Origin of the sequence: Actinoplanes sp. SE50/110 (genome assembly GCF_900119315.1) — a bacterium.
Lineage (GTDB): Bacteria > Actinomycetota > Actinomycetes > Mycobacteriales > Micromonosporaceae > Actinoplanes.
On record NZ_LT827010.1, the window covers coordinates 746,583 to 770,532 of the forward strand.

Annotated in this window: 22 protein-coding genes and 4 tRNA genes; 24 read left to right on the forward strand and 2 right to left on the reverse strand. The window is 67.9% G+C overall.

Annotated elements, in window-relative coordinates; all coding sequences use genetic code 11:
- The first annotated feature begins 767 nt into the window (after nucleotides 1-767).
- Complete coding sequence (locus ACSP50_RS03265) at nucleotides 768-1,757, forward strand: aminoglycoside phosphotransferase family protein (RefSeq protein ID WP_014687731.1); 990 nt, start codon at nucleotides 768-770, stop codon at nucleotides 1,755-1,757.
- Between the two features lie 430 nt (nucleotides 1,758-2,187).
- Here ACSP50_RS03265 and ACSP50_RS03270 read toward each other — a convergent pair.
- Nucleotides 2,188-2,271 (reverse strand) — tRNA-Tyr (locus ACSP50_RS03270).
- A gap of 148 nt (nucleotides 2,272-2,419) precedes the next feature.
- Between ACSP50_RS03270 and ACSP50_RS03275 the strand changes: the two genes are divergently transcribed.
- From ACSP50_RS03275 to ACSP50_RS03290, 4 genes are read left to right on the forward strand one after another with little or no spacing between them, the layout of a single operon-like run.
- Nucleotides 2,420-2,911, forward strand: coding sequence for a YajQ family cyclic di-GMP-binding protein (locus ACSP50_RS03275; protein WP_014687732.1), 492 nt, complete (start codon nucleotides 2,420-2,422; stop codon nucleotides 2,909-2,911).
- A 39-nt stretch (nucleotides 2,912-2,950) separates the two neighbouring features.
- A complete protein-coding gene (locus ACSP50_RS03280) occupies nucleotides 2,951-3,241 on the forward strand; it encodes a hypothetical protein (RefSeq protein WP_014687733.1) in 291 nt (96 codons plus the stop codon).
- A gap of 9 nt (nucleotides 3,242-3,250) precedes the next feature.
- On the forward strand, nucleotides 3,251-3,877 hold the full coding sequence (locus tag ACSP50_RS03285; protein WP_014687734.1) for a LysE family translocator: 627 nt from the start codon (nucleotides 3,251-3,253) through the stop codon (nucleotides 3,875-3,877).
- 56 nt (nucleotides 3,878-3,933) lie between these two features.
- Nucleotides 3,934-4,743, forward strand: a complete 810-nt coding sequence (locus tag ACSP50_RS03290; protein ID WP_014687735.1) for a sulfurtransferase — start codon at nucleotides 3,934-3,936, stop codon at nucleotides 4,741-4,743.
- Here ACSP50_RS03290 and ACSP50_RS03295 read toward each other — a convergent pair.
- A complete protein-coding gene (locus ACSP50_RS03295; protein WP_231957001.1) occupies nucleotides 4,740-5,132 on the reverse strand; it encodes a hypothetical protein in 393 nt (130 codons plus the stop codon). The two genes, ACSP50_RS03290 and ACSP50_RS03295, sit on opposite strands and share 4 nt — an antisense overlap.
- A gap of 259 nt (nucleotides 5,133-5,391) precedes the next feature.
- Between ACSP50_RS03295 and ACSP50_RS41505 the strand changes: the two genes are divergently transcribed.
- The 19 genes from ACSP50_RS41505 to ACSP50_RS03385 all read left to right on the forward strand — a co-directional run bounded on the left by ACSP50_RS41505 (nucleotide 5,392) and on the right by ACSP50_RS03385 (nucleotide 23,668).
- A complete protein-coding gene (locus tag ACSP50_RS41505) occupies nucleotides 5,392-5,538 on the forward strand; it encodes a hypothetical protein (protein WP_014687737.1) in 147 nt (48 codons plus the stop codon).
- Between the two features lie 56 nt (nucleotides 5,539-5,594).
- A complete protein-coding gene (locus ACSP50_RS03300) occupies nucleotides 5,595-8,123 on the forward strand; it encodes a bifunctional diguanylate cyclase/phosphodiesterase (RefSeq protein ID WP_014687738.1) in 2,529 nt (842 codons plus the stop codon).
- A gap of 94 nt (nucleotides 8,124-8,217) precedes the next feature.
- Nucleotides 8,218-8,290: transfer RNA gene (locus ACSP50_RS03305), tRNA-Thr, on the forward strand.
- A 47-nt stretch (nucleotides 8,291-8,337) separates the two neighbouring features.
- Nucleotides 8,338-8,410: transfer RNA gene (locus tag ACSP50_RS03310), tRNA-Met, on the forward strand.
- Nucleotides 8,411-8,548: 138 nt separating this feature from the next.
- Nucleotides 8,549-8,716, forward strand: a complete 168-nt coding sequence (gene rpmG, locus ACSP50_RS03315; RefSeq protein WP_014687739.1) for a 50S ribosomal protein L33 — start codon at nucleotides 8,549-8,551, stop codon at nucleotides 8,714-8,716.
- 80 nt (nucleotides 8,717-8,796) lie between these two features.
- Nucleotides 8,797-9,249: a MaoC family dehydratase N-terminal domain-containing protein gene (locus ACSP50_RS03320; protein ID WP_043510766.1), complete on the forward strand. Its 453-nt coding sequence runs from the start codon at nucleotides 8,797-8,799 to the stop codon at nucleotides 9,247-9,249.
- On the forward strand, nucleotides 9,249-9,644 hold the full coding sequence (locus ACSP50_RS03325) for a MaoC family dehydratase (RefSeq protein ID WP_014687741.1): 396 nt from the start codon (nucleotides 9,249-9,251) through the stop codon (nucleotides 9,642-9,644). The genes ACSP50_RS03320 and ACSP50_RS03325 overlap by 1 nt, the downstream gene beginning before the upstream one ends.
- A 79-nt stretch (nucleotides 9,645-9,723) precedes the next feature.
- Nucleotides 9,724-9,796, forward strand: a tRNA-Trp gene (locus tag ACSP50_RS03330).
- Between the two features lie 103 nt (nucleotides 9,797-9,899).
- On the forward strand, nucleotides 9,900-10,277 hold the full coding sequence (secE, locus tag ACSP50_RS03335; protein WP_014687742.1) for a preprotein translocase subunit SecE: 378 nt from the start codon (nucleotides 9,900-9,902) through the stop codon (nucleotides 10,275-10,277).
- A gap of 48 nt (nucleotides 10,278-10,325) precedes the next feature.
- Nucleotides 10,326-11,042: a transcription termination/antitermination protein NusG gene (gene nusG, locus ACSP50_RS03340; protein ID WP_014687743.1), complete on the forward strand. Its 717-nt coding sequence runs from the start codon at nucleotides 10,326-10,328 to the stop codon at nucleotides 11,040-11,042.
- 75 nt (nucleotides 11,043-11,117) lie between these two features.
- The gene (gene rplA, locus ACSP50_RS03345) at nucleotides 11,118-11,837 is read left to right on the forward strand and encodes a 50S ribosomal protein L1 (RefSeq protein ID WP_014687744.1); all 720 of its coding nucleotides are present in this window, start codon (nucleotides 11,118-11,120) and stop codon (nucleotides 11,835-11,837) included.
- Nucleotides 11,838-11,900: 63 nt separating this feature from the next.
- Nucleotides 11,901-12,776, forward strand: a complete 876-nt coding sequence (locus ACSP50_RS03350) for an ATP-binding cassette domain-containing protein (RefSeq protein WP_014687745.1) — start codon at nucleotides 11,901-11,903, stop codon at nucleotides 12,774-12,776.
- Nucleotides 12,773-13,471 carry a hypothetical protein gene (locus ACSP50_RS03355; RefSeq protein WP_014687746.1) on the forward strand — a complete coding sequence of 233 codons (699 nt, stop codon included), beginning with the start codon at nucleotides 12,773-12,775 and terminating at the stop codon, nucleotides 13,469-13,471. The genes ACSP50_RS03350 and ACSP50_RS03355 overlap by 4 nt, the downstream gene beginning before the upstream one ends.
- A 277-nt stretch (nucleotides 13,472-13,748) precedes the next feature.
- Entirely contained in the window at nucleotides 13,749-14,297 is a 549-nt protein-coding gene (gene rplJ / locus ACSP50_RS03360; protein WP_014687747.1) for a 50S ribosomal protein L10, read from the forward strand.
- Between the two features lie 53 nt (nucleotides 14,298-14,350).
- A complete protein-coding gene (rplL, locus tag ACSP50_RS03365; protein ID WP_014687748.1) occupies nucleotides 14,351-14,731 on the forward strand; it encodes a 50S ribosomal protein L7/L12 in 381 nt (126 codons plus the stop codon).
- A gap of 577 nt (nucleotides 14,732-15,308) precedes the next feature.
- Nucleotides 15,309-18,749: a DNA-directed RNA polymerase subunit beta gene (locus tag ACSP50_RS03370; protein ID WP_014687749.1), complete on the forward strand. Its 3,441-nt coding sequence runs from the start codon at nucleotides 15,309-15,311 to the stop codon at nucleotides 18,747-18,749.
- A gap of 87 nt (nucleotides 18,750-18,836) precedes the next feature.
- Complete coding sequence (locus tag ACSP50_RS03375; RefSeq protein ID WP_014687750.1) at nucleotides 18,837-22,727, forward strand: DNA-directed RNA polymerase subunit beta'; 3,891 nt, start codon at nucleotides 18,837-18,839, stop codon at nucleotides 22,725-22,727.
- A gap of 68 nt (nucleotides 22,728-22,795) precedes the next feature.
- Entirely contained in the window at nucleotides 22,796-23,143 is a 348-nt protein-coding gene (locus ACSP50_RS03380; RefSeq protein WP_043510769.1) for a hypothetical protein, read from the forward strand.
- A 57-nt stretch (nucleotides 23,144-23,200) separates the two neighbouring features.
- On the forward strand, nucleotides 23,201-23,668 hold the full coding sequence (locus tag ACSP50_RS03385) for a hypothetical protein (protein ID WP_052311493.1): 468 nt from the start codon (nucleotides 23,201-23,203) through the stop codon (nucleotides 23,666-23,668).
- The last annotated feature ends 282 nt before the right edge of the window (nucleotides 23,669-23,950 follow it).

Consider the following 23,950-nt stretch of genomic DNA (forward strand, 5'->3'; position numbering starts at 1 on the left):
CCCGTGTCCCTCCTGTCCCCGGTGTCCCCGGACCGAGCTGACCAGCGGAAACGTCTGGGACACGCTGTCCCCCGCTGTCCCCCGGCGCACCGGGTAGCGGTGGAGGTAGCGGCGCACGGGTAGGTAGCGGTTGCGCTACCTCGCCCGCTACCTCACGATCGCTGTCCGGCCAGTACGAACGGTGGGAGGTAGCGGGTAGCGGCACCCTCGCCGACCACTTGCAAACGCCCGGACAGCGGCTCTCGGGCACCGACAGGCCGTGCCGCTACCCGGCCGGACCCGCCCGCAACCCCGGTTGTCACCGCATGCGCCAGCTCCACCCCGCCACCGGTCGGCCGGCACGCGGGCCGCTGTCCCCGTGTCCCCGCTGTCCCCCGCGTGCCCCGGGTTCCCCCAAACCCGCCGATCAGCGAGAACGACGGGGGCAGGGTGTCCCCCGGCCAGCGACCGCCCGTCCCCGGCGAACACGAAGCGTCACTGGCACGACCGGCCCAACGACCGCCTTCCGGTCGCGGAACACGCGCGACCGGTCGCGGCGACGCGACTTGTGGCGCGACCGTCTAGGCCAGCGACGTCGTTGCCTGGTCGCGGGTTGCGTCATTTCCCTATGGCTCAAGCTTTCGGCATCACCGCTCCCGTATGCGGAGGAGAGGCCCGCGACCGCTACCGCGCAACGATCCAGATTTAGTTGCGCAGAGTGACGAGTCAATGCACTATATGCGGGTTTAGGTATGGTTTGCGTAGACTGTGAGGTGTATTCTGAGGTTATGGCTGCCGTGATCGAGAGATGGACTGTGACTGGTCCCGAATTTCGGGGCTTTTACAACGTCAATGCCGTAGCTCAGACGGATGCAGGCGTTGCAATCGTCCGCAGCCGCATTCCCGCGACGGATCAAATGGATCTGCGACCGTTGGATGAGGTGGCTATCCTTGAAGCAATTGCGGGACGTGTATACGCCCCGCAAGTATGGCGTACCGATCCTGCGCGCAGGTTCTTCGTCTGCTCATTCGTGGGAGAGGCGACGCTGAACGAAATAAGCCCGCGCGGTACTGCGGTCATGATGCAGCAGATGGATTCGATTATCGGCACGATGGCGGCACTTACTACCGTTCCGGTCTCCGCGTTCGTGGCGATGCAGAGGGATTCGATCAGCGCACTTGGCCTGCCAGTAACCTCGACCCTCGACATGCTGGTCAGTCACCTCGGTCTACTCGCAAATGAGGCTATTGAGCGGCGGCCGATACTGGCCGCTGCACTAAGTCTCCCGTCTGTAGACGGAATTGTGAGTGCTATACCGCAGCGCGAGGTTGCAAGGCCAGACGTGCTCATGCATTGCGACCTGCACAGGAAGAACCTGCGTACGGGCGCTCCCGGCGGCGGCCTATATGTGCTTGACTGGGAACTGGCGCTGGTTGGAGATCCGCTGTATGACCTGGCTGTCCACATTCACAAGATGAGTTATCCGGAGTGGCAGAAAGAGGCGTTCATCTCGGCCTGGAAAGAGCGTGTCATGCCGACAGGATGGTCAGACCGTGACTTTGGCGCATACCTGGCTATTGAGAGAAGTAAGTCGGCATACGTTGACCTTCTACGGTCGATGCAGAACGTGCTTCAAGGTACTGTGGATGCCGAAACCATGGCGATCAAGTATCGGTCCAAGCTGGTTGACCTGGCGCGTGTAGTGGACGTTCCCGTACCGAGTGTTGAAAGCATCGCAGCGGAGTTCCGTGCTGAGGCTGCCCGGAACGAAAAATGACGCTGGACGATGGTGTCATTGAAGCGCCATCATCCGAACTGTCAGCAGGGAAAACGCGGGGATCGACGCCAGCGGCGTGACGGTCAACCCTGAACGACCAAATAGGCCCGGCTGACGCCGGACACCCTTCCCGGTGCGCAGCGTGGTTGGTGCTCATCGCCGGGCCGCCGCGCTCGCGGCCCAAGCCTGCCCAGTCTCCTCCCGTACCCCACTGTTTCAGTCCCTCTACGAGCGTGCGCATGGCTGGCCCGGAGCAAGCCCCTCGGCAGGGAAGGCGACGGCGCGACCCACGACGCGCGCCCCCCGCTTGATCGCCGACACGTATACGACACGACCAGTGAGATCGAGCCATCCCGAGTGAGACCCAGTGGGACCAACGAGAGAAGCCCCTCACCGCTGTTTCAGCAGGTGAGGGGCTTCTTTTACCCTGTGGTGGCGGGTAGAGGATTCGAACCTCTGTAGCTTTCGCGACGGATTTACAGTCCGCTCCCATTGGCCGCTCGGGCAACCCGCCTGGGCAACCACCACACCTTCGCGCGGCAGCGAACAAGAGCATAGCCGTACCGCGGGGCCGGTCCGCAACCGGGTACGGTCGGCATGTCGCGGGGCCGGAGCGGGCCCGCAAGCATCATCGACAAGCATCCAGCCGCAGGAGTCTGATCATGGCAGCCAACCCGTCGTTCGACATCGTCAGCAAGGTCGACCGGCAGGAGGTCGACAACGCTTACCACCAGGCGGAGAAGGAGCTGAGCACCCGGTTCGACTTCCGGGGGACCGGCACCGAGCTCGCCAAGTCGGGCGAGGCCTTCACCATCACGTCGGAGACCGAGGAGCGGGCGACGGCCGCGCTCGACGTGTTCAAGGAGAAGCTGGTGAAGCGGAACATTTCGCTGAAGTCGCTGGATGCGGGGGAGCCCCGGCAGTCCGGCAAGACCTTCAAGATCGACCTCAAGGTGCTGGAGGGGATCGAGTCGGACAAGGCGAAGGCGATCAGCAAGAAGATCCGCGATGAGGGGCCGAAGGGTGTGCAGGCGCAGATCCAGGGTGACTCGCTGCGGGTCACCGGAAAGAAGCGGGACGATCTGCAGGCCGTGATCGCCCTGTTGAAGGCGGAGGATTTCGGCGTCGCGCTGCAGTTCACGAATTACCGCTAACCGTCGGTTCGCCGCCCGGCCCGGTCGCACACTGGGGCGATGAGTACCGAGGTGCTGGGCGGCCTGGCGGGCCTCGCGCTGTTCATCTTCGGGATGCGCATGCTGGTGTGGGGTCAGGCACCGGGCATGATCGTCCGGTCGTTCCGGTCGGTCCGGGACGCCGGTTACTACCACCTGCTGTTCGGCCTGGCTCTCCTGATCTACGTGGGCGGTCTGCATCTGCCCGGAACGGTGGCGGCGCAGGCGGCGGGGCTGCTCGCGGTGGTTCTGGTGGGGGTCGCGGTCGTCCGCTTCCGACCTCGGGGGCGGGGGCCGACCCGTAAGGCTTAGGAAGGGATCATGACTCACGCCGTTCTCAGCTTCGCCCTTCTCGGCGCGCTGCTCACGATCACTCCCGGTCTGGACACCGCGCTGGTGGTGCGGTCCGCGGTCACCATGGGCCGGGGTCCGGCGTTCGCCACCGCGCTCGGTATCAACGCCGGCGCGCTGGTCTGGGGTGCGGCTGCCGCGGTCGGAGTCTCCGCGCTGCTCACGGCGTCGGCGGTGGCGTACACCGTGCTCCGGGTGGTCGGCGCGGGCTACATGCTCTACCTCGGCGTACGCATGATCGTCTCGGCTCTGCGGAAGCCGGCGGTGACCGGGGAGGTCGCCGTGGCCTCGGCCGCGACCTGGTGGAACACGTTCGGGCGGGGTCTGCTCACGAACCTGTTGAATCCGAAGTTCGGCGCGTTCTACGTCGCGGTTCTTCCGCAGTTCATCCCGGCCGGGTCGCCGCCGCTCGGTGCCGGCCTGCTGCTGGCCCTGGTCCATGACCTGGAGGGGCTGCTCTGGTTCACCTTGCTCATCTTCGGCGCGCGGGCGGCGCGCGGCTTCCTGGCGCGCCGCACGGTACGGCGTACCGTCGATGCCGGGACCGGCGCGGTTCTGATCGGCTTCGGGCTTCGTCTGGGCCTGTCGGGAGACTGAATCCGGGCCTGCCGGGAAACTGAATCCGGGCCTGCCGGGAGACTGGAAAGAGGCACATGATCGACGCGGTTGTGGATCAGGACTGGCTGCGTGCCCACGCCGCCGAGGTGATCGTCGCCGACGTCCGGTGGTATCTGGACGGCCGCTCCGGCCGCGCGGCGTACGAGCGGGGTCATCTTCCCGGCGCCGTCTTCATCGATCTGGACACCGCGCTGGCCGCTCCGGCGTCGCCGGCCGAGGGCCGGCATCCGCTGCCGGATCCGGCGGTCTTCGCGGCCGCCATGTCCGCCGCCGGGATCGGTGACGCGGACACCGTCGTCGCCTACGACGACGCCGGCGGCGTCATCGCCGCTCGTCTCGTCTGGTTGCTGCGCGCGCTCGGGTGTGAGGCCGCTCTTCTCGATGGCGGATTGCCGGCGTACGCCGCGGAGCTGACCGCCGAGCCCGCCCCCCGCCGCGCCGCGGTCTTCTCCGCGCGTCCGTGGCCCGAGGATCGCCTGGCCACGCTCGCCGACACCGCCGACGGTGGCCACCTCGTGCTGGATGCCCGGGATGCCGCCCGGTTCCGCGGCGACAGCGAGCCGGTCGACCCCCGGGCCGGTCACATCCCGGGCGCCCGCAGTCTGCCGTGCCGCGACAACGTGTCCGCGGACGGCCGGTTCCTACCGGTCCCCGAGTTGCGGGAGCGGTTCGCCGCGGTGGGGGTGTCGGATGCCTCCGAGGTCATCTCGTATTGCGGTTCCGGGGTGACCGCCTGCCACAACCTGCTGGCGATGGAGCATGCGGGCCTGGGGCGGGGCCGGCTCTACCCGGGTTCGTGGTCGCAGTACAGCGCGACGGACCGCCCGGCTGCCATCGGCGACTAGTCGGGCCGGCCGGCGAGGCCGCGAGCGTCGTGCGCCGATTCCGGGTCCAGGCCCTGGTATCCGGTTTGTTCGTGCTGCCGGGCCTGGTCGTCGATCCAGCGCTGGTGGGCCTCCCAGGCGGCCTGTTTGCTGGTGCCGAGGGCGGCGCCGATCCGGGTCCAGGAGACGCCGGCCGCGCGGGCGGAGCGGACCATGGCCTGCCGGCCGTATCCGGCCTTGCGGCTGATGATCTCGCTGAGGGCCAGCATTTCGAGGGTTTCGGCGGGGGTGAGGCCGGGGTTGTCGTCGTCGCGGCCCATCGCAGCGAGGGCGTCCCGCATCCGTAGGTCGTCGTAACGCCGGGTAGCCGTGGTGAGCGTATGGTGTCGCTCAAGATCGTCGGGAGTCATCACGGTGGGCACTCCTTCGTCAAGACTGCTTGACGTCAAGCCTACCTGACGCTGCAGGGCGAATTGTTCTCACTTCTCCGCTTAAATGGTCTATAAAGACGCCAATACTTCAGCGTGGACACTCGTCCCCACCTCAGCCTTTCGGCCAGGATTCGCCGGAGCGTCGTGGCGACCCGCCGATGAACACTCCCTGTCGCACAGCCGGTGTGGCACCATCATGGGACCCCGGTAAGTGCACTCCCAGACAAGGAGCATAGGGATGTCTGCCAAGAAGATGATCCGCTACGCGAGCATGGCTCTCGTGCTTGTCGCGCTGGTCGGGGGCGTGGCTACCAGTGCGGTCGGGCACGTGGCCTCCGATTCCTCTGCGGTGCAGTTCTCCACGCTCGACTACAGCTGGAACTGATAAGGCGGCAGATCCGCGGCTGCTCAGGACGCCGACCCATTCGATAGGGAGCGCTCATGCCAAGGCCTTCGGGTCCGCAGCAGCGTTCTGAGCAGTATTCCTGGGCGATCACCGGCCCCATGGCGTTGTTCGCCGTCGTGTGCACCACCGGATTCTGGGTCACCGACACCGACTGGTGGCGGGCGTGGCCCCTCGGCCTCCTGATTTGTGTTCTCTGGACGGTTGCCTCGTTCGCCGCGTTCAACGTGGTCGTGCGGCGCAGTTCCTTCGTCCTGCACCTGAACGAAGTCCCCCTCGTTCTGGGCCTGTTCTACCTGCCGCCGATGATGGTGATTCTGACAATCGTCTGCGGCAATCTCCTGACGCTGCTCAAGGGCCCTTACAGCCCGGTCAAGACGTTCTACAACCTGGCCCGGGCGGCGGCGAGCATCTGCGCCGCGCTGCTGGTGATCGAGCCGTTCCGGCCGCTGGTGGCGACGAGTCCGAAAACCTGGGCGATCCTGTTCTTCGCCACCGTGCTCATGCTGTTGGTGCAGTTGGCCAGCCTGTTCGGTGTGCTGAGCGTGGTGCAGGGGATACAGGCCGGGCGCAACGTGGTCCGCCCGATGCTGTCCAGCTTCATCGTGCCCTGCATCAGCGCGACCGTCGGCCTGCTCTTCCTGAACGCGCTCGACGCGACCGGCTGGTCGGTGCTCCTGATGGCGGTGCTGATCGGCGCTCTGGTCTTCGTGCTCCGCTCGTTCGCCGGGTTCTTCCGGCAGCACCAGACGCTCGCCGACGTCTACGAGATCACCCAGGCGGTCCGCAACGAGGTCTCCGATCACGGTCTGCCGGACGTCCTGCTCGGCCGGGTCCGCACGCTGATGAATGCCGAGTTCGCCACGCTCTGGCTGGCTCCCCGGGAGCGCTATCCCGAGATGCTGCTCTCCGCCCAGGTCGACAACGCCGGGCTCCTGGACATGTCGCCCCTCCCGTCCGCCGTTCGTGACCTCGTGGTGGAGCGGCGGAGCCCGATCGCCTTCGGCCGGCAGTTCGCGGAGGACGCGCGGGTTCGCGGGGCGCTGCGCGGAGTGCGGGTCAAGGACGCGGTCGTCGTCCCGCTCCGGTCCGGCCAGGCGGTGATCGGCACGGTCGAGGTGGTCAACCGGATCGGTGAGGGCCGGACCTTCCGCGACAGCGACGTGCAGGTGCTGGAGACGATCGCCGCGCACGCCGCGGTCGCGGTGGAGAATTCGCGGCTGGTCGACCGGCTGCGCTACGACGCGTACCACGACCGGCTGACCGCGATGCCGAACCGCCGGCGGATGCTCGACGCCCTCGCCGAGTCGGTGCGGGTGGCGGTCGAGGGCGAGGTCGTCGCGGTCCTGCTGTTCGACGTCGACGGCCAGCGCAACGTCAACGAGTCGATGGGTCACGCGGCCGGTGACAAGCTGCTCGCCGAGGTGGCCGAGCGGCTGCGCGGGATCGCCGGCCCGGGCGCCCTGGTCGGGCGGGTCGGCGGCGACGAGTTCATGGTCACGCTGCGGGCCCAGGGCATCGACGCGACGATCGAGCTGGCCACCCAGATGCGCGAGCGGCTGCGCGGCCCGATGGCGGTCGGCTCGCTGACCCTGGATGTGGACACCGCGGTCGGTGTCTCGGTGCACCCCGACCACGGCGCCGATCCGGAGACACTGCTGCAGCGCGCGGAGCTGGCCGCCAACGCGGCGAAGGTGCTGCCGTACGGCGTCCAGCCGTTCCATCCGGCGCTGGAGTCCCGGGCGGTGCGCCGGCTGGGCATCGCCGCCGATCTGCGCCGCGCGATCGACAGCGATCAGCTGGAGGTCTACTTCCAGCCCAAGGTGACGCTCACCGACCGACACGTGCTGGGCGTCGAGTGCCTGGCCCGCTGGGTGCATCCGGCGCACGGCGAGGTGGCCCCGGAGGACTTCGTCGCGGTCGCCGAGCACACCGGCCAGCTGGCCCGGCTCACCGAGGTGGTGCTCACCGCCGGCCTGCGGCACTGCCGGGCCTGGGCGGACGCCGACCGGCCGCTGTCCGTCGCGGTCAACCTGTCGGCCCGCACGCTGCTCGATTCCCGATTCCCGGACCTGGTCCAGGATCTGCTGGGCGTGCACCAGGTCGACCCGGGCCAGGTTACCTTCGAGATCTCCGAGCCGGGCATGCTCAGTGACATCGAGCGGGTCCTGCCCACCCTCTACCGCCTGCGGGACCTGGGTGTCCGGCTGAGTGTCGACGACTTCGGCACCGGCGCCTCGTCGCTGGGCTATCTGCGGCAGTGGCCGGTGCACGAGGTCAAGATCGACGACACGTTCGTGCAGGGCATGGCGACCGACTCGGGTGATCTGGCGATCGTTCGGGCGATCGTCAGCCTGGCCCGGGAGTTCGGTCTCACCGTGGTGGCCGAGGGGGTGGAGAGCGAGCTCACCCTGGAGCTGCTGGAGGAGATGGGCTGCGAGATCGGTCAGGGCTACCTGTTCAGCCGGCCGCTGCCGTTCGAGCGGTTGGAGGCGTGGCTGAGCGCGCAGACCGAGCCCGAGTCCACTCCCACCGGTGAGGTCCGTCGGCTCCGGGCAGTCATCTGACCTGCGGTTCTGCCGGGTTGGGGGGTCGATTTCACCCCCGGGTCGGGGCCGTGTAGTCTTACTCCTGCAGCGAGCGAGAGATCGCAAGCAGCAAGCCCCCTTAGCTCAGTCGGCAGAGCGTCTCCATGGTAAGGAGAAGGTCTACGGTTCGATTCCGTAAGGGGGCTCTACCGGGTTCGTTCCCGCCGCCCGGCGATGGACGTGAGCCTGTTGCAGCGGTGTAGCTCAGTTGGCAGAGCAAGCGGCTCATAATCGCTGTGTCGCCGGTTCAAGTCCGGCCACCGCTACTTTCTGGTGATCCCCGGTCAGGGGTTCACCATGCCTCGATTCCGGTGGTTTCGGGGCCCGCTTTGCAGAGCGACCCGCCGAGCGTCTACGCTGGTTTGTCGACAAGTTAGATTCCGTTAGCAGGAAGGCACCCCGCCGTGGCCAAGGCGACCGACGTCCGTCCGAAGATCACCCTGGCGTGCACGGAGTGCAAGGACCGGAACTACATCACGAAGAAGAACCGGCGTAACGACCCCGACCGCGTCGAGCTGAAGAAGTTCTGCCCGCGCGACGGGAAGCACACCCTGCACCGCGAGACCCGCTGATCCAGCGGGGCCGCAGCCCCAGAAGTTTTCCGATGCGCCGCCCGGAGTCACTCCGGGCGGCGCATTGTAGTTTGTGGGGTATGCCCCTGGATCAGACGTTTGCCGGCCGCACCTGGCCGCCCACGGACACCTATCTCGTCGGCCGGGAGAAGATCCGTGAGTTCGCCCGCGCGATCGGCGCCACCGAGGCGGAGTATCACGACCCCGAGGCCGCCCGCGCTCTCGGCCACCCGGACGTGGTGGCCCCGCCGACCTTCCCGGTCACCATCACCATGGCGGCCAGCCGCCAGGTGATCAACGACCCGGCGCTCGGCATCGACTACAGCCGGGTGGTGCACGGCGACCAGCGGTTCGCCTATACCCGCCCGCTGGTGGCCGGCGACGCGGTGGTCTGTGTGAACACGGTCGACGAGATCACCACCCGTGGCGGCCACTGGTTCGTCACCATCCGCACCGAGGTGCGTACCGAGGCCGGCGAGCCGATCGTCACGGCCTGGTCGAAACTGGTTCAGCGCGGCGAGGAGAGTGCCTGATGGGTGACGTGCTGGAGCCGCAGACCTTCCGGATCACCCGTGCCGACCTGGTGCGTTACGCGGGGGCGTCGGGTGACTTCAATCCGATCCACTGGAGCGACCGGATCGCCACCGGCGTCGGCCTGCCCGGGGTGATCGCGCACGGGATGTTCACCATGGCCCTGGTGGGCCGCGCGGTGACCGCCTGGGCCGGTGCACCCGATTCGGTCAAGGAGTTCAGCGTTCGCTTCTCCCGGCCCGTGCCGGTGCCGGACACCGACGAGGGCACCGAGGTGGTGGTCACCGCGACGGTGAAGGAGATCACTGAGGACGGGGACACCAGGCTCGCCCTGACTGCCACGTGCAACGGGGACAAGGTACTGTCTCTGGCACAGGCGCTTATCGGTAAGCGGTAGCCCGGGTTGGGATAACCAAGGGCGTACCCGTACACTGGTGCGCCGTGGGGCTGTGAGCCGCGAGGCAGCGGTCCCGCAAAGGGGTGTAGCTCAATTGGCAGAGCAGCGGTCTCCAAAACCGCAGGCTGCAGGTTCAAGTCCTGTCACCCCTGCGCAATCCTCCTCGACGTGCCCGCCCGGTGCGCGGTTTGCACAGTCCGCGTCCGGTCGAGTGCTGACGGGAATCATCACCACCGACGACGGAAGTAGGGCGAAGTGGCCGACAAAAACCGGCCCGGTGACGACGTCCCGGGCGACGACGAGCTGCTCGCCGACGTTGTCGACGGTGACGATGCCGATGAGGCCGACGCCCCGGTGAGCCGCGGCGGTGGCACCGCCGTCGCCGAGCGCACGAAGGACGACGACTCCCCGAAGACGAAGAAGGAGCGCAAGCGCACCGGATTCTTCGGGCGGATCGGCGGATTCTTCCGCGAGGTGATCAGCGAGCTCCGTAAGGTCATCTGGCCCACGCGCAAGGAGCTGCTGACCTACACCACCGTCGTGATCGCCTTCGTCACGATCATGACGGCGATCGTCGGTGTGCTGGACTATGGCTTCGCGCAGGGCATGATCCACGCCCTGGGCGGTAAGTGAGCCAGCCCGCCGATCTCGACCGAGTGACTTATCTGGAAGTGAGCGAGCGTGCCTGAGTACGACGACGAGACCGCGCAGTTTGCTGACGAGCAGTCGTCGCCGATCACCGACGAGTCGGTCGAGGAGGCCGACGAGACTCCGGTGGCGGTTCAGGAGCCCGAGGCCGACGAGGACTACGACCCGGTCAAGGAGCTGCGGCAGAAGCTGCGGTACGCGCCCGGCGACTGGTACGTGGTGCACTCGTACGCCGGTTACGAGAACAAGGTCAAGACCAACCTCGAGACCCGGATCACCAGCCTCGACATGGAGGATTTCATCTTCCAGGTCGAGGTCCCGACCCGTGAAGAGGTCGAGGTCAAGAACGGCAAGCGCAACCAGGTGCAGGCCAAGGTCTTCCCCGGCTACATCCTGGTCCGGATGGACCTGACCCCGGAGTCGTATTCCTGCGTGCGCAACACGCCGGGGGTCACCGGGTTCGTCGGCGCCACCGACCGGGTCGACCGCCCGGCTCCGCTCTCGCTCGACGAGGTGCTGAAGTGGCTGGCCCCGGCCGTGCAGGCCGAGGAGAAGAAGGCGAAGCCCGAGATCAAGGTGCTCGACTTCGAGGTCGGCGACTCGGTCACGGTCACCGACGGCGCGTTCGCCTCGCTGCCGGCGTCGATCAGCGAGATCAACGCCGACCAGCAGAAGCTCAAGGTCCTGGTGTCGATCTTCGGCCGGGAGACCCCGGTCGAGCTGAACTTCAACCAGGTCACCAAGATCTGATCGCCGGGTTCCCGGCGGTTTCAGTGGGAGGGGTCGTGTTCCAGGCCCCGCCATCAACCACAGGAGTAATCAGTAATGGCACAGCGCAGCAAGATCTACCGCGCCGCGGCGGCGAAGATCGACGACGGCAAGCTCTACGAGCCGAAGGACGCGGTCGCCCTCGCGAAGGAGACCAGCTCCGCGAAGTTCGACGCCACCGTCGAGGTCGCGATGCGGCTGGGTGTCGACCCGCGTAAGGCCGACCAGATGGTCCGTGGCACGGTCAACCTGCCGCACGGCACCGGCAAGACCGCCCGGGTCATCGTGTTCGCCCAGGGTGCGAAGGCTGAGGAGGCCCTCGCGGCCGGCGCCGACGAGGTCGGCACCGACGAGCTCGTCGCCCGGATCCAGGGTGGCTGGCTGGAGTTCGACGCCGCGATCGCGACGCCGGACCAGATGGCCAAGATCGGCCGGATCGCCCGCATCCTCGGCCCGCGTGGCCTGATGCCGAACCCGAAGACCGGCACCGTCACGGTGGACGTGACCAAGGCGGTCAACGAGATCAAGGGTGGCAAGATCACCTTCCGGGTGGACAAGCACTCGAACCTGCACCTGATCATCGGCAAGGCGTCGTTCAGCACCGAGCAGCTGATCGACAACTACGCCGCGGTGCTCGACGAGGTCCTGCGGGCCAAGCCGTCGGCCGCCAAGGGCAAGTACCTGAAGAAGGTAACCGTCAGCACCACCACGGGCCCCGGTGTCCCGGTCGACCCGAACGCGCAGAAGAACCTGCGCGGCGAGTCCGCCGACGCCTGAGCACGCTGATCGTCGAAGCCCCCGGGGTCATCCCGGGGGCTTTTTCGTGCGATCCTTGCGGCCATGCGTTTCGACGGGGTCGGCTTCCGGTACGCCCGGCGTGCCCCGTGGGCGCTGCGTGACGTGTCCGTGACGATCGATCCCGGCCGCAGCGTGGTCGTCCTCGGCCCGAACGGCGCGGGCAAGTCCACCCTGCTGCAACTGGCCGCCGGCGTCCTGCGCCCGGTCCGCGGCGTGCTCCGGGACCGGCCGCCGGTCGTCGGCTGGGTGCCCGAGCGTTTCCCGGCCGACCAGCCGTTCACCGCGCTCGGTTACCTGCGGGCGACCGCCGCGGTCCGACGGGTGCCGGCCACCGCGGCCGATCACTGGCTGGAGCGGCTGCTGCTGAGCGAGCACGCCGACACCCCGCTCACCGCGCTCTCCAAGGGCACCGCGCAGAAGGTCGGCCTGGCCCAGGCGCTGCTCGCCCGGCCCGGCCTGCTGGTCCTCGACGAGCCCTGGGAGGGTCTCGACGCGCAGGCCCGGACGCTGATCCCGCAGATCGTCGCCGAGGTCACCACGGCCGGCGGCATCGTCCTGGTCAGCGATCACCGCGGCGAGATCACCACGCTGCCGGACACGATCCACTGGTCGGTCGCCGCCGGTGCGGTCACCGTCGCACAGCCGGTCGGGACGGACCGGGACGCGGTCGCGGGGGAGCCGGAGGCGGTCACGGGGGAGCCGGGCGCGGTCACGGGGGAGCCGGACGCGGTGGTGGCGGAGCGGGACGAGGTCGTGGTCGAGATCGCCGTGCCGCGCACGGCGGCGGCGCGGACGCTGGTCCAGCTCCGCTCGGCCGGTCACCACGTGCTGCGGGTCCGGGACAGAGCCGATTACGGCGTACGCGATGAACTCTCCCCGCCCCGAGCAGACCGCACGCCGGACGGGGAGGCCCGGTGACCGCCCTGATCCGGATGCGTCTGGCCGGCTTCTTTCACGGCGGCCGGGTGCTGGCCCCGCTGATCGCCGTCCTGGTCGTCCTCGGCGTCCTCTACGGCGGGGGCGCCTCCCCGGCCGCCACCGCCTACGGCTATTCCGCCGCCGCGCTGTTCCCGATCCTCGCCTGGCTCGCCAAGGTGGTCCTGGACACCGAGCCGGACGTGCAGCGCCGCCTGGCCCGGCTCGCCGTCGGCCCGGTCCGGGAGGGCCTGGCCGGTCTGCTGGCCGCCACGCTCGCCGGCGCCGCGGTGTGCGCCGCCGCCATGCTCACCCCCTGGGCGTTCCACGCGATCCGCGGTCCAGAGCCGGGGTCCGCCGAGGCGTCTCTGCCGGCCGGCATCCTGCTCGGCGTACTGGCCCACCTGCTCGCGCTGCCGGCCGCGGTCGCCCTGGGCGCCCTGTCCGGCCGGGCGGTCACCCGGCGCATCCTGCCCGGCGTGGCGGTCCTGGTGACCGGCTCGCTCCTGGTCGTCGTCCTGGGCCTGAACGGCTCGTTCGCGCCCTGGCTGGCGCCGCCGGTGATGGCCGTGGCCCGGGTCCTGACCGACGGTGCCGTGCCACCGGCGGCCGAGCTGGCCCGGCTGACGATCTGGTCGCTGGCCTGGTGCACGGTCGCGCTCGCCACCTACGGGTGGCTGCGCCGGGCCCGCTCCTGAGGGTCGGGCGGGCACCGATTTGGTGTTTCGGGTGCCGCCCGCGTACATTAAATTCTCGAAGTTCCACCCATAGACCGCTGGTCGCCGCAGCACCCGTCGCGAGACGGATGTCGCGGCCGAAGGTCCCGCAAGAGCGGGCGACCTGCGCAGGGAGACCGGTTCGTGATCTGACGGTGCGCGCGAGCGCGCCGGATTTCCGCCCCGTGCCCTGCGCCGGGGCGTTTTGCTTTTTCCGGGCCCCTCGACCAGTGGCAATAGCACTGAGGAGAGGAGGGACATGGCGGACAAGCCGGTCCGGGCCGACAAGGCCACGGCCGTCGCCGAGCTGACGGAGAACTTCCGTGACTCCGCGGCCACCGTGTTGACCGAATACCGGGGCCTCACCGTGAAGCAGCTCACCGAGCTGCGCCGGTCGCTCGGCCAGCAGGCCAAGTACTCCGTCGCCAAGAACACGCTGGCGAAGCGTGCGGCTGGCGACGCGGGCATCGAGGGCCTCGACGCGCTGTTCACCGGTCCTACCGCGCTCGCCTTCGTGAGCGGCGACGTGGTCGAGGCGGCCAAGGGTCTTCGGGCCTTCGCCAAGGCCAACCCGGCGCTGGTCATCAAGGGCGGTGTCTTCGAGGGCAAGGCGATCTCGGCCGAGGACGTCAGCAAGCTTGCCGACCTCGAGTCCCGTGAGGTGCTGCTGGCCAAGCTGGCCGGCGCCATGAAGGGCAACCTGAGCAAGGCCGCGGCCACGTTCCAGGCTCCGCTCTCCCAGGCCGTTCGCCTGGTGGACGCCCTGCGTGACAAGCGCGAGAAGGACGGTTCCGCCGAGGCCGCCTGACGGCCTCGCGAACCGAGCAACGTTTACATCAGAAGCTAGGAAAGGTTGCCATCATGGCGAAGCTCAGCACCGATGACCTGCTCGACGCCTTCAAGGAGATGACGCTGATCGAGCTCTCCGAGTTCGTGAAGCAGTTCGAGGAGGTCTTCGACGTCAAGGCTGCGGTGGCCGTCGCCGCCGCCGGCCCGGCCGCTGCGGCTCCGGCCGAGGCTGCTGTCGAGCAGGACTCCTTCGACGTCGTTCTGGAGAGCGACGGCGGCAAGAAGATCCAGGTCATCAAGGTCGTGCGTGAGCTGACCGGCCTGGGCCTCAAGGAGGCCAAGGACGCGGTCGAGGCCGCGCCGAAGGCCATCATCGAGGGCGTCAACAAGGAGAAGGCCGAGGCCGCCAAGGCCAAGCTCGAGGCCGAGGGCGCCAAGGTCACCCTCAAGTGATCTGACGCTTCTCAGCGTTTTCTCTCGATGGCGGAGATCCGACCCGGATCTCCGCCATCGGCGTCTCTCGACCCCTGGCGATGTTTCGTGGTGATGTCGCCGCTGCTCAGCGTGGGCGAGTCGGAGCCCGGCTGACAAAGCATGTCAAAGCTCGATAACCATGCAGTAAGGTCCCTTTCGGGCGCTGGCCGGACGACCGGGTGCATCCGACCCGCGGCACAGCCCTTGACTGAGTGTCCGCTGACAGGCACGCTGATGGCAGCAAGTTTCCGCGCTTGCGACAGCCGCCCCGTGGGTATCGAGTGACTCGACGACCACGGACCGGCACCTGGAGAAGTTGCGCCGCGTTTCTTGAGCGGCTCTGGCGAGGTCAGAGCATGTTCCGCGAGCCACTTCGGGTGTGGGCTGGACAGCGGTTAGCCAAGCGGCTACACTGCTAGTGTGCGCTGCCTTCTATCTTGACGCCTATCGTTTTATCCATGTCTTTGGATTCGACGGGCGTCTTTTGGAGTGCACGCAGACCAGTTGCACCAGCAACTCAGCCGCATAGCAGCACCGGTCCTCGGAAGGACGCATCTTGGCAGCTTCCCGCCCTGCGAAGACCAGCCGTACGTCGAGCGCTTACGCACCCCGCCGGGTCTCTTTCGGCCGGATCACCGAGCAGCTAGAGGTCCCCAACCTCCTCGCCCTCCAGACGGATTCGTTCGACTGGTTGGTCGGCAACGAGGCGTGGCAGGCCCGGACGACGGACGACCCGCACGCCCACTCGGGCCTCGCAGAGATCCTCGAAGAGATCAGTCCCATTGAGGACTTCTCCGGCACCATGTCGCTGTCCTTCTCGGCTCCGCGATTCGACGAGGTCAAGGCCTCGATCGAGGAGTGCAAGGAGAAGGACCTGACCTACTGTGCCCCGCTGTTCGTGACCGCGGAGTTCACCAACAACACCACTGGCGAGATCAAGAGCCAGACCGTGTTCATGGGTGACTTCCCGATGATGACCCCCAAGGGGACGTTCGTCATCAACGGCACCGAGCGGGTCGTGGTGAGTCAGCTCGTCCGTTCGCCGGGCGTGTACTTCACCAAGGAGCCGGACAAGACCTCCGACCGCGACCTGACCAGCGTCAAGGTCATCCCGAGCCGGGGTGCCTGGCTGGAGTTCGACATCGACAAGCGCGACACCGTCGGTGTCCGCATCGACCGTAAGCGTCGCCAGGCCGTCACCGTCCTGCTGAAGGCGATCGGTTGGTCCGCCGACCAGATCCGTGAGCGCTTCGGCTGGTCCGAGCTGCTCATGACGACGCTGGAGAAGGACCACATCGCGGGGCAGGACGAGGCCCTGCTAGACATCTACCGCAAGCTGCGTCCCGGCGAGCCGCCGACCCGGGAGAACGCGCAGACCCTGCTCGACAACCTCTTCTTCAACCCGAAGCGGTATGACGTCGCCAAGGTCGGCCGGTACAAGTTCAACAAGAAGCTCGAGATCGACGTCCCGATCGTCCGGGGCACGCTCTCCGAGGAAGACATCGTCAAGACCGTGGAGTACCTCTGCCGGCTGCACGCCGGTGAGGAGGGCTACGAGGCCGACGACATCGACCACTTCGGCAACCGTCGCCTGCGCACGGTCGGCGAGCTCATCCAGAACCAGGTCCGCGTCGGCCTGTCCCGGATGGAGCGCGTCGTCCGCGAGCGGATGACGACCCAGGACGTCGAGGCGATCACGCCGCAGACCCTGATCAACATCCGTCCCGTGGTGGCGGCGATCAAGGAGTTCTTCGGTACGTCGCAGCTGTCCCAGTTCATGGACCAGACGAACCCGCTGGCAGGCCTGACCCACCGGCGTCGTCTGAGCGCGCTCGGCCCCGGTGGCCTGAGCCGTGAGCGGGCCGGCTTCGAGGTCCGGGACGTGCACCCGTCGCACTACGGCCGGATGTGCCCGATCGAGACGCCCGAGGGCCCGAACATCGGTCTGATCGGCGCGCTCTCGACGTTCGCGCGGGTCAACCCGTTCGGTTTCATCGAGACGCCGTACCGCAAGGTCGAGAACGGTGTCGTCACCGACGAGGTGCACTACCTCACGGCTGACGAAGAGGACCGGTACATCAAGGCCCAGGCGAACGCCGTGCTGTCCAGCGACAACACGTTCGCCGAGGACCGCGTCCTGGTCCGCCGTAAGGGCGGTGAGGTCGACTACGTGCCCGGCACGGAGGTCGACTACATGGACGTGTCGCCGCGGCAGATGACCTCGGTCGCCACCGCGATGATCCCGTTCCTCGAGCACGACGACGCGAACCGTGCCCTCATGGGCGCGAACATGCAGCGTCAGGCCGTGCCGCTGGTCAAGGCCGAGTCGCCACTGGTCGGCACCGGCATGGAGTACCGTGCCGCGGTCGACGCCGGTGACGTGGTCGTCGCCGAGGTCGCCGGCGTGGTCGAGGACCTGTGCGCCGACTACGTGACGGTGCACCAGGACGACGGCCACCGCCGCACGTACCTGCTGCACAAGTTCCGTCGCTCGAACGCCGGCTCCTGCGTCAACCAGAAGCCGGTCGTCTTCGAGGGGGACCGGGTCGAGGCCGGCCAGGTCATCGCCGACGGCCCGTGCACCGACGAGGGGGAGATGGCCCTGGGCCGCAACCTCCTGGTCGCGTTCATGTGCTGGGAGGGCCACAACTACGAGGACGCGATCATCCTGTCGCAGCGCCTCGTGCAGCAGGACGTCCTCACCTCGATCCACATCGAGGAGCACGAGGTCGACGCCCGCGACACCAAGCTGGGCCCGGAGGAGATCACCCGCGACATCCCGAACGTCAGCGAGGAGATGCTGGCGGACCTGGACGAGCGCGGGATCATCCGGATCGGTGCCGAGGTCGTCCCGGGCGACATCCTGGTCGGCAAGGTCACCCCCAAGGGCGAGACCGAGCTGACCCCGGAGGAGCGCCTGCTGCGCGCCATCTTCGGCGAGAAGGCCCGGGAGGTCCGGGACACCTCGCTGAAGGTTCCGCACGGCGAGACCGGCACGGTCATCGGTGTCCGCACGTTCTCCCGCGAGGACGGCGACGAGCTGCCCCCCGGCGTGAACGAGCTGGTCCGGGTCTACGTCGCGCAGAAGCGGAAGATCCAGGACGGTGACAAGCTCGCCGGCCGGCACGGCAACAAGGGCGTCATCTCCAAGATCCTGCCGGTCGAGGACATGCCGTTCCTGGAGGACGGCACCCCGGTCGACATCGTGCTCAACCCGCTGGGTGTGCCCTCGCGCATGAACATCGGCCAGGTCCTGGAGACCCACCTCGGGTGGATCGCCAAGACCGGCTGGTCGATCGAGGGCGACGACGAGGAGTGGAAGCGCCAGCTCCGCTCGATCGAGGCGCACGAGTCCCCCGCCGACAGCAACGTCGCGACCCCGGTCTTCGACGGTGCCCAGGAGGAGGAGATCAAGGGTCTGCTCGAGTCGACCCTGGTCAACCGGGACGGCAAGCGCCTGGTCAACGGCGACGGCAAGGCGCAGCTGTTCGACGGCCGCTCGGGTGAGCCGCTGCCGGACCCGATCTCGGTCGGCTACGTCTACATCCTGAAGCTGAACCACCTGGTCGACGACAAGATCCACGCTCGTTCGACCGGCCCGTACTCGATGATCACGCAGCAGCCGCTCGGTGGTAAGGCCCAGTTCGGTGGCCAGCGGTTCGGCGAGATGGAGTGCTGGGCGATGCAGGCCTACGGCGCCGCTTACGCGCTGCAGGAGCTGCTGACCATCAAGTCCGACGACGTTCTCGGCCGCGTGAAGGTGTACGAGGCCATCGTCAAGGGCGAGAACATCCCGGAGCCGGGAATCCCGGAGTCGTTCAAGGTGCTTCTCAAGGAGCTCCAGTCGCTGTGCCTGAACGTTGAGGTGCTCTCCAGCGACGGTGTTGCCCTGGAGATGCGCGAGACCGACGACGAGGTCTTCCGGGCCGCGGAGGAACTCGGCATCGACCTGTCCCGGCGCCCGAACGAGGGCGTCAGCAGCGTCGAAGAGATCTGACGGTTGGCGGCCCCGGTTCTGACGGACCGGGGCCGCCCCCGCCGGCCTTGAATTCACCCGAGCAACGAAACACGAGGGATAGTCCAAGTGCTCGACGTCAACTTCTTCGACGAGTTGCGCATCGGCCTGGCGACTGCTGACGACATCCGGCAGTGGTCGCACGGCGAGGTCAAGAAGCCCGAGACGATCAACTACCGCACCCTCAAGCCGGAGAAGGACGGACTCTTCTGCGAGAAGATCTTCGGTCCGCAGCGGGACTGGGAGTGCTACTGCGGTAAGTACAAGCGCGTCCGGTTCAAGGGCATCATCTGTGAGCGCTGCGGCGTCGAGGTGACCCGTTCCAAGGTCCGGCGTGAGCGCATGGGCCACATCGAGCTGGCCGCGTCCGTCACCCACATCTGGTACTTCAAGGGTGTTCCGAGCCGCTTGGGCTATCTGCTCGACCTGGCTCCCAAGGACCTCGAGAAGATCATCTACTTCGCCTCGTACGTGGTCACCAGCGTGGACGCCGAGGCGCGTCACCGCGACATGTCGACCATCGAGAACGAGATCTTCGCGGAGAAGCGGCAGTCCGAGAACAGCCGCGACTCGGAGATCGAGAAGCGGGCCGCCAAGCTCGAGCAGGACCTCGCCGAGCTGGAGGCCGAGGGCGCCAAGGCGGACGTGCGCCGCAAGGTCAAGGAAGCCGGCGAGCGCGAGATGCGCCAGATCCGGGACAAGGCCCAGCGCGAGATCGACCGCCTCGACGAGGTGCTCGACACGTTCCGCAAGCTCGACTCCAAGCAGCTGGTCACCGACGAACTGCTCTACCGCGAGCTGCGCGACCGCTTCGGTGAGTACTTCACCGGTGGCATGGGCGCCGAGGCGATCAAGGCCCTGCTGCAGAACATGGACCTGGACGCCGAGGCGGACAACCTCCGGGAGATCATCCGGTCCGGCAAGGGCCAGCGGAAGATCCGGGCGCTCAAGCGGCTCAAGGTCGTCGCGGCGTTCCTGAACACCCGCAACTCGCCGCTCGGCATGGTCCTGGACTGCGTCCCGGTCATCCCGCCGGACCTGCGCCCGATGGTGCAGCTCGACGGTGGCCGCTTCGCCACGTCCGACCTGAACGACCTGTACCGCCGGGTGATCAACCGGAACAACCGCCTCAAGCGGCTGATCGACCTCGGCGCGCCCGAGATCATCGTCAACAACGAGAAGCGGATGCTGCAGGAGGCCGTCGACGCGCTGTTCGACAACGGCCGCCGCGGCCGGCCGGTCACCGGCCCGGGCAACCGCCCGCTGAAGTCGCTGTCCGACATGCTCAAGGGCAAGCAGGGCCGGTTCCGTCAGAACCTGCTCGGCAAGCGCGTCGACTACTCCGGCCGTTCGGTCATCGTCGTCGGCCCGCGGCTCAAGCTGCACCAGTGCGGTCTGCCCAAGCAGATGGCGCTGGAGCTGTTCAAGCCGTTCGTGATGAAGCGCCTGGTCGACCTGAACCACGCGCAGAACATCAAGTCCGCCAAGCGGATGGTCGAGCGTCAGCGTCCGGTCGTGTGGGACGTGCTGGAGGAGGTCATCAGCGAGCACCCGGTGCTGCTGAACCGTGCTCCGACCCTGCACCGCCTGGGCATCCAGGCCTTCGAGCCGCAGCTGGTCGAGGGCAAGGCGATCCAGATCCACCCGCTCGTCTGCACCGCGTTCAACGCGGACTTCGACGGTGACCAGATGGCGGTGCACGTGCCGCTGTCGGCCGAGGCGCAGGCCGAGGCCCGGATCCTGATGCTCTCGTCGAACAACATCCTCAAGCCGGCCGACGGCAAGCCGGTCACCATGCCGACCCAGGACATGGTCATCGGCCTGTACCACCTGACGCACCTCACCGCGGGTGCCAAGGGTGAGGGCCGGGTGTTCAGCTCGGACGCCGAGGCGCGGATGGCGTTCGACAACGGCGAGCTGCACCTGCAGGCCCCGGTGAAGATCCGGCTGCGGGACGTCATCGGTGTCGACAACGGGGCCAAGCAGGCCGCGTGGGAGGCGCCGGAGGAGTGGGTCGAGGGCGAGCCGCTGCTCGTCGAGACCACGCTCGGCCGGGTCATCTTCAACGAGACGCTGCCCCCGGGCTACCGCTTCGTGAACTACGAGATCCGCAAGGGTCAGCTGTCGGCGATCGTCAACGACCTCGCCGAGCGCTTCCCCAAGGTCGCCCTGGCCGCGACCCTGGACGCGCTCAAGGAGGCCGGCTTCCACTGGGCCACCTGGTCCGGTGTGACGATCGGCATGGGCGACGTCATCGGTCCCCCGCGCAAGCCGGAGATCCTGGCCCGCTACCAGGTCGAGGCAGACCGGATCGACAAGCAGTACCAGCGTGGTCTGATGACCGCCGAGGAGCGTCGCGGCGAGCTCATCGAGATCTGGACCAAGGCGACCAACGAGATCTCCAAGGAGATGGAGACCGCGCTGCCGCAGGAGAACCCGCTCTGGGTGATGATCAACTCCGGCGCCCGCGGTAACCTGCTCCAGCTCCGGCAGATCGCCGCGATCCGTGGTCTGGTGGCCAACCCCAAGGGTGAGATCATCCCGCGGCCGATCACCTCGTCGTACCGCGAGGGTCTGACCGTGCTGGAGTACTTCATCTCCACCCACGGTGCCCGTAAGGGTCTGGCCGACACCGCGCTGCGGACCGCCGACTCGGGTTACCTGACCCGGCGTCTGGTGGACGTCTCGCAGGACGTCATCATCCGCGAGGAGGACTGCGGCACCGACCGCGCCATCCCGATGGCGGTCGGCGAGCGCGAGCCGGACGGCACCCTGGTCGTGCACACCCACGCCGAGACCGGCGTGCACGCCCGGACCATCGCCGACGACATCAGCGACCCGAACGGCAACCTGGTCGTCGCCCGCGGTACGGACCTGAACTCGATCATCGTCGACCAGCTGGTCGCCGCCGGTGTCGAGAACGTCCGGGTGCGCAGCGTGCTGACCTGTGAGTCGAAGCTGGGCGTCTGCGCGGCCTGCTACGGCCGTTCGTTGCCGACCGGCAAGTCGGTCGACATCGGCGAGGCGGTCGGCATCATCGCGGCCCAGTCCATCGGTGAGCCGGGTACCCAGCTGACGATGCGTACCTTCCACACCGGTGGTGTCGCGGGTGAGGACATCACCCAGGGTCTGCCGCGTGTCCAGGAGATCTTCGAGGCCCGGGTGCCGAAGGGCAAGGCGCCGATCGCCGACACCCCCGGACGCATCCGGATCGAGGACGGCGAGCGGTCGCGGAAGATCATCGTGATCCCGGACGACGGCAGCGAGGAGATCGTCTACGACAAGATCTCCAAGCGCGTCAAGCTGCGGGCGCACGATGGCGACCACGTGCAGGTCGGCGAGAAGCTCACCGAGGGCACCATCGACCCGCACGAGCTGCTGCGCATCATGGGCCCGCGCGCGGTCCAGGTCCACCTGACCAGTGAGGTCCAGGAGGTCTACCGCTCGCAGGGTGTGCTCATCCACGACAAGCACATCGAGATCATCATCCGCCAGATGCTCAAGCGGGTGACGGTCATCGACTCCGGCGCGACCGAGTTCCTCCCGGGCGTGCTGGTCGACCGGGCGCTCTTCGAGTCGGAGAACCGCCGACTCGTGGGCGAGGGTGGCGAGCCCGCCGCCGGTCGTCCGGTGCTGATGGGTATCACCAAGGCCTCGCTGGCCACCGACTCCTGGCTCTCGGCGGCCTCCTTCCAGGAGACCACCCGGGTGCTGACCGACGCGGCGATCAACTCGCGCAGCGACTCGCTGGTCGGCCTCAAGGAGAACGTCATCATCGGCAAGCTCATCCCGGCCGGTACCGGTATCTCCAAGTACCGCAACATCCGGGTCGAGCCCACCGAGGAGGCCAAGGCCAAGGTGTACTCGATGACCGGGTACCCGGAGACCGACTACGGCTTCGGGCCGGCCAGCGGGCAGGCTGTGCCGCTGGACGACTTCGACTTCGGGTCGTACCGCTAAGGGTTCTGCATGCCGGAGGGCGGTCGCGCACACGCGCGGCCGCCCTTCGGGGTTTCTAAGATGGTCGGGTGACCGTTGAAGCAGTGCCGACCCGCCATCCGCTGGATCCGGAACCGGCCCCGTCCACGAAGGCGCGCGCCGTCTTCGTGCTGGGCCTGGTGGGTCTGCTGGCCGGCCCGCTCGTCGGCGGCGTGATCCCGGCCACGGTGGCGTTGCTGCTGGCCCGTCAGACGGCCCGTGAGGCCTACGCGGCCGGTGGCTACCTCACCGGGGGCGCGTGGATCCGCCGCGGCCGCAGGCTCGCCTGGGGCGGCCTGGTGCTGGCCCTGACCGCCCTGGTGGTGGCGTTGATCGCCGGTCTGCTGCACCTGGCCGCCACCCCGGCCGGTCAGCAGTTCTCCCCGGGCACCGACTGAGCCGCCGGCCGAGGGCCGGGCTGCGCGCCCGCTCGTCCGGGTGACATGCTTCAGACCATGATGCAGCCGCCGCCGCCCCTGCCGTACGGTCCGCCGTCCTACGGCGCGCCGGTCCCGCCGCCGCCGGCCGGCGCAGGCTGGGAGCCGGAGCGGGTCGACGTGGTGAGTGGCACCGACTTCGGCCTGGTCCAGCTGCGTGTCGTGCCGATCACGTCGGGCCTGGCGATCGGTTCCCTGATCGTCGGGATCGGCTCGATCCTGGTCGCGTTGATCACCGCCTGCTTCGGGTTCGGTGGCGCGAGCGCGTGGGTGGCCGGCGCCTTCAGCCTGCTCAGTGTGCTGGCCGGCGGGGGAGCGGTGACCGCCGCGGTGATCGCGATGCGGCAGATCAAGCGCTCCGGTGGCCCGGGCCGGGTCCGGTTCACCGGCCGCGGGCTGGCGATCTCCGGGATCGCCTGTGGCGCCGCCGGCTCGGGAATATCGTTGCTTGCTCTGGTGCTGGGAGTGGTGTTGCAGACTTCTTGAGGGCCGGTAACGGTGGATCCGGCACCGCGGCGTTGTCGCGGAGGGGCACCCGGTACACTGGTATACGGAGATGTCCATCGTGGGAGCCCGGTCTGGTGACACAGTCGATTTGACACGGTCATTTTGACCTGGGTGCCCTTGGTGGGTACTCTTTCCCCTCGTGCCCGGGCTCGCCCGGGCAACTCGTGCGTGCACCCGAATCGGAACGTACGACGGGTATTGCCGCACGACGGGCAGGGTTCGGCGAGAACCCTTGCCCTGACAAAGACAAGATCCGGTACG

Excerpts from the sequence above, each read along its gene's own strand:
- ACSP50_RS03265 (WP_014687731.1), top strand. The coding sequence starts at position 768 with ATGGCTGCCGTGATCGAGAGATGGACTGTGACTGGTCCCGAATTTCGG.
- ACSP50_RS03275 (WP_014687732.1), top strand. The coding sequence starts at position 2,420 with ATGGCAGCCAACCCGTCGTTCGACATCGTCAGCAAGGTCGACCGGCAG.
- ACSP50_RS03280 (WP_014687733.1), top strand. The coding sequence starts at position 2,951 with ATGAGTACCGAGGTGCTGGGCGGCCTGGCGGGCCTCGCGCTGTTCATC.
- ACSP50_RS03285 (WP_014687734.1), top strand. The coding sequence starts at position 3,251 with ATGACTCACGCCGTTCTCAGCTTCGCCCTTCTCGGCGCGCTGCTCACG.
- ACSP50_RS03290 (WP_014687735.1), top strand. The coding sequence starts at position 3,934 with ATGATCGACGCGGTTGTGGATCAGGACTGGCTGCGTGCCCACGCCGCC.
- ACSP50_RS03295 (WP_231957001.1), bottom strand. The coding sequence starts at position 5,132 with ATGACTCCCGACGATCTTGAGCGACACCATACGCTCACCACGGCTACC.
- ACSP50_RS41505 (WP_014687737.1), top strand. The coding sequence starts at position 5,392 with ATGTCTGCCAAGAAGATGATCCGCTACGCGAGCATGGCTCTCGTGCTT.
- ACSP50_RS03300 (WP_014687738.1), top strand. The coding sequence starts at position 5,595 with ATGCCAAGGCCTTCGGGTCCGCAGCAGCGTTCTGAGCAGTATTCCTGG.
- ACSP50_RS03320 (WP_043510766.1), top strand. The coding sequence starts at position 8,797 with ATGCCCCTGGATCAGACGTTTGCCGGCCGCACCTGGCCGCCCACGGAC.
- ACSP50_RS03325 (WP_014687741.1), top strand. The coding sequence starts at position 9,249 with ATGGGTGACGTGCTGGAGCCGCAGACCTTCCGGATCACCCGTGCCGAC.
- rplA (WP_014687744.1), top strand. The coding sequence starts at position 11,118 with ATGGCACAGCGCAGCAAGATCTACCGCGCCGCGGCGGCGAAGATCGAC.
- ACSP50_RS03350 (WP_014687745.1), top strand. The coding sequence starts at position 11,901 with ATGCGTTTCGACGGGGTCGGCTTCCGGTACGCCCGGCGTGCCCCGTGG.
- rplJ (WP_014687747.1), top strand. The coding sequence starts at position 13,749 with ATGGCGGACAAGCCGGTCCGGGCCGACAAGGCCACGGCCGTCGCCGAG.
- rplL (WP_014687748.1), top strand. The coding sequence starts at position 14,351 with ATGGCGAAGCTCAGCACCGATGACCTGCTCGACGCCTTCAAGGAGATG.
- ACSP50_RS03385 (WP_052311493.1), top strand. The coding sequence starts at position 23,201 with ATGATGCAGCCGCCGCCGCCCCTGCCGTACGGTCCGCCGTCCTACGGC.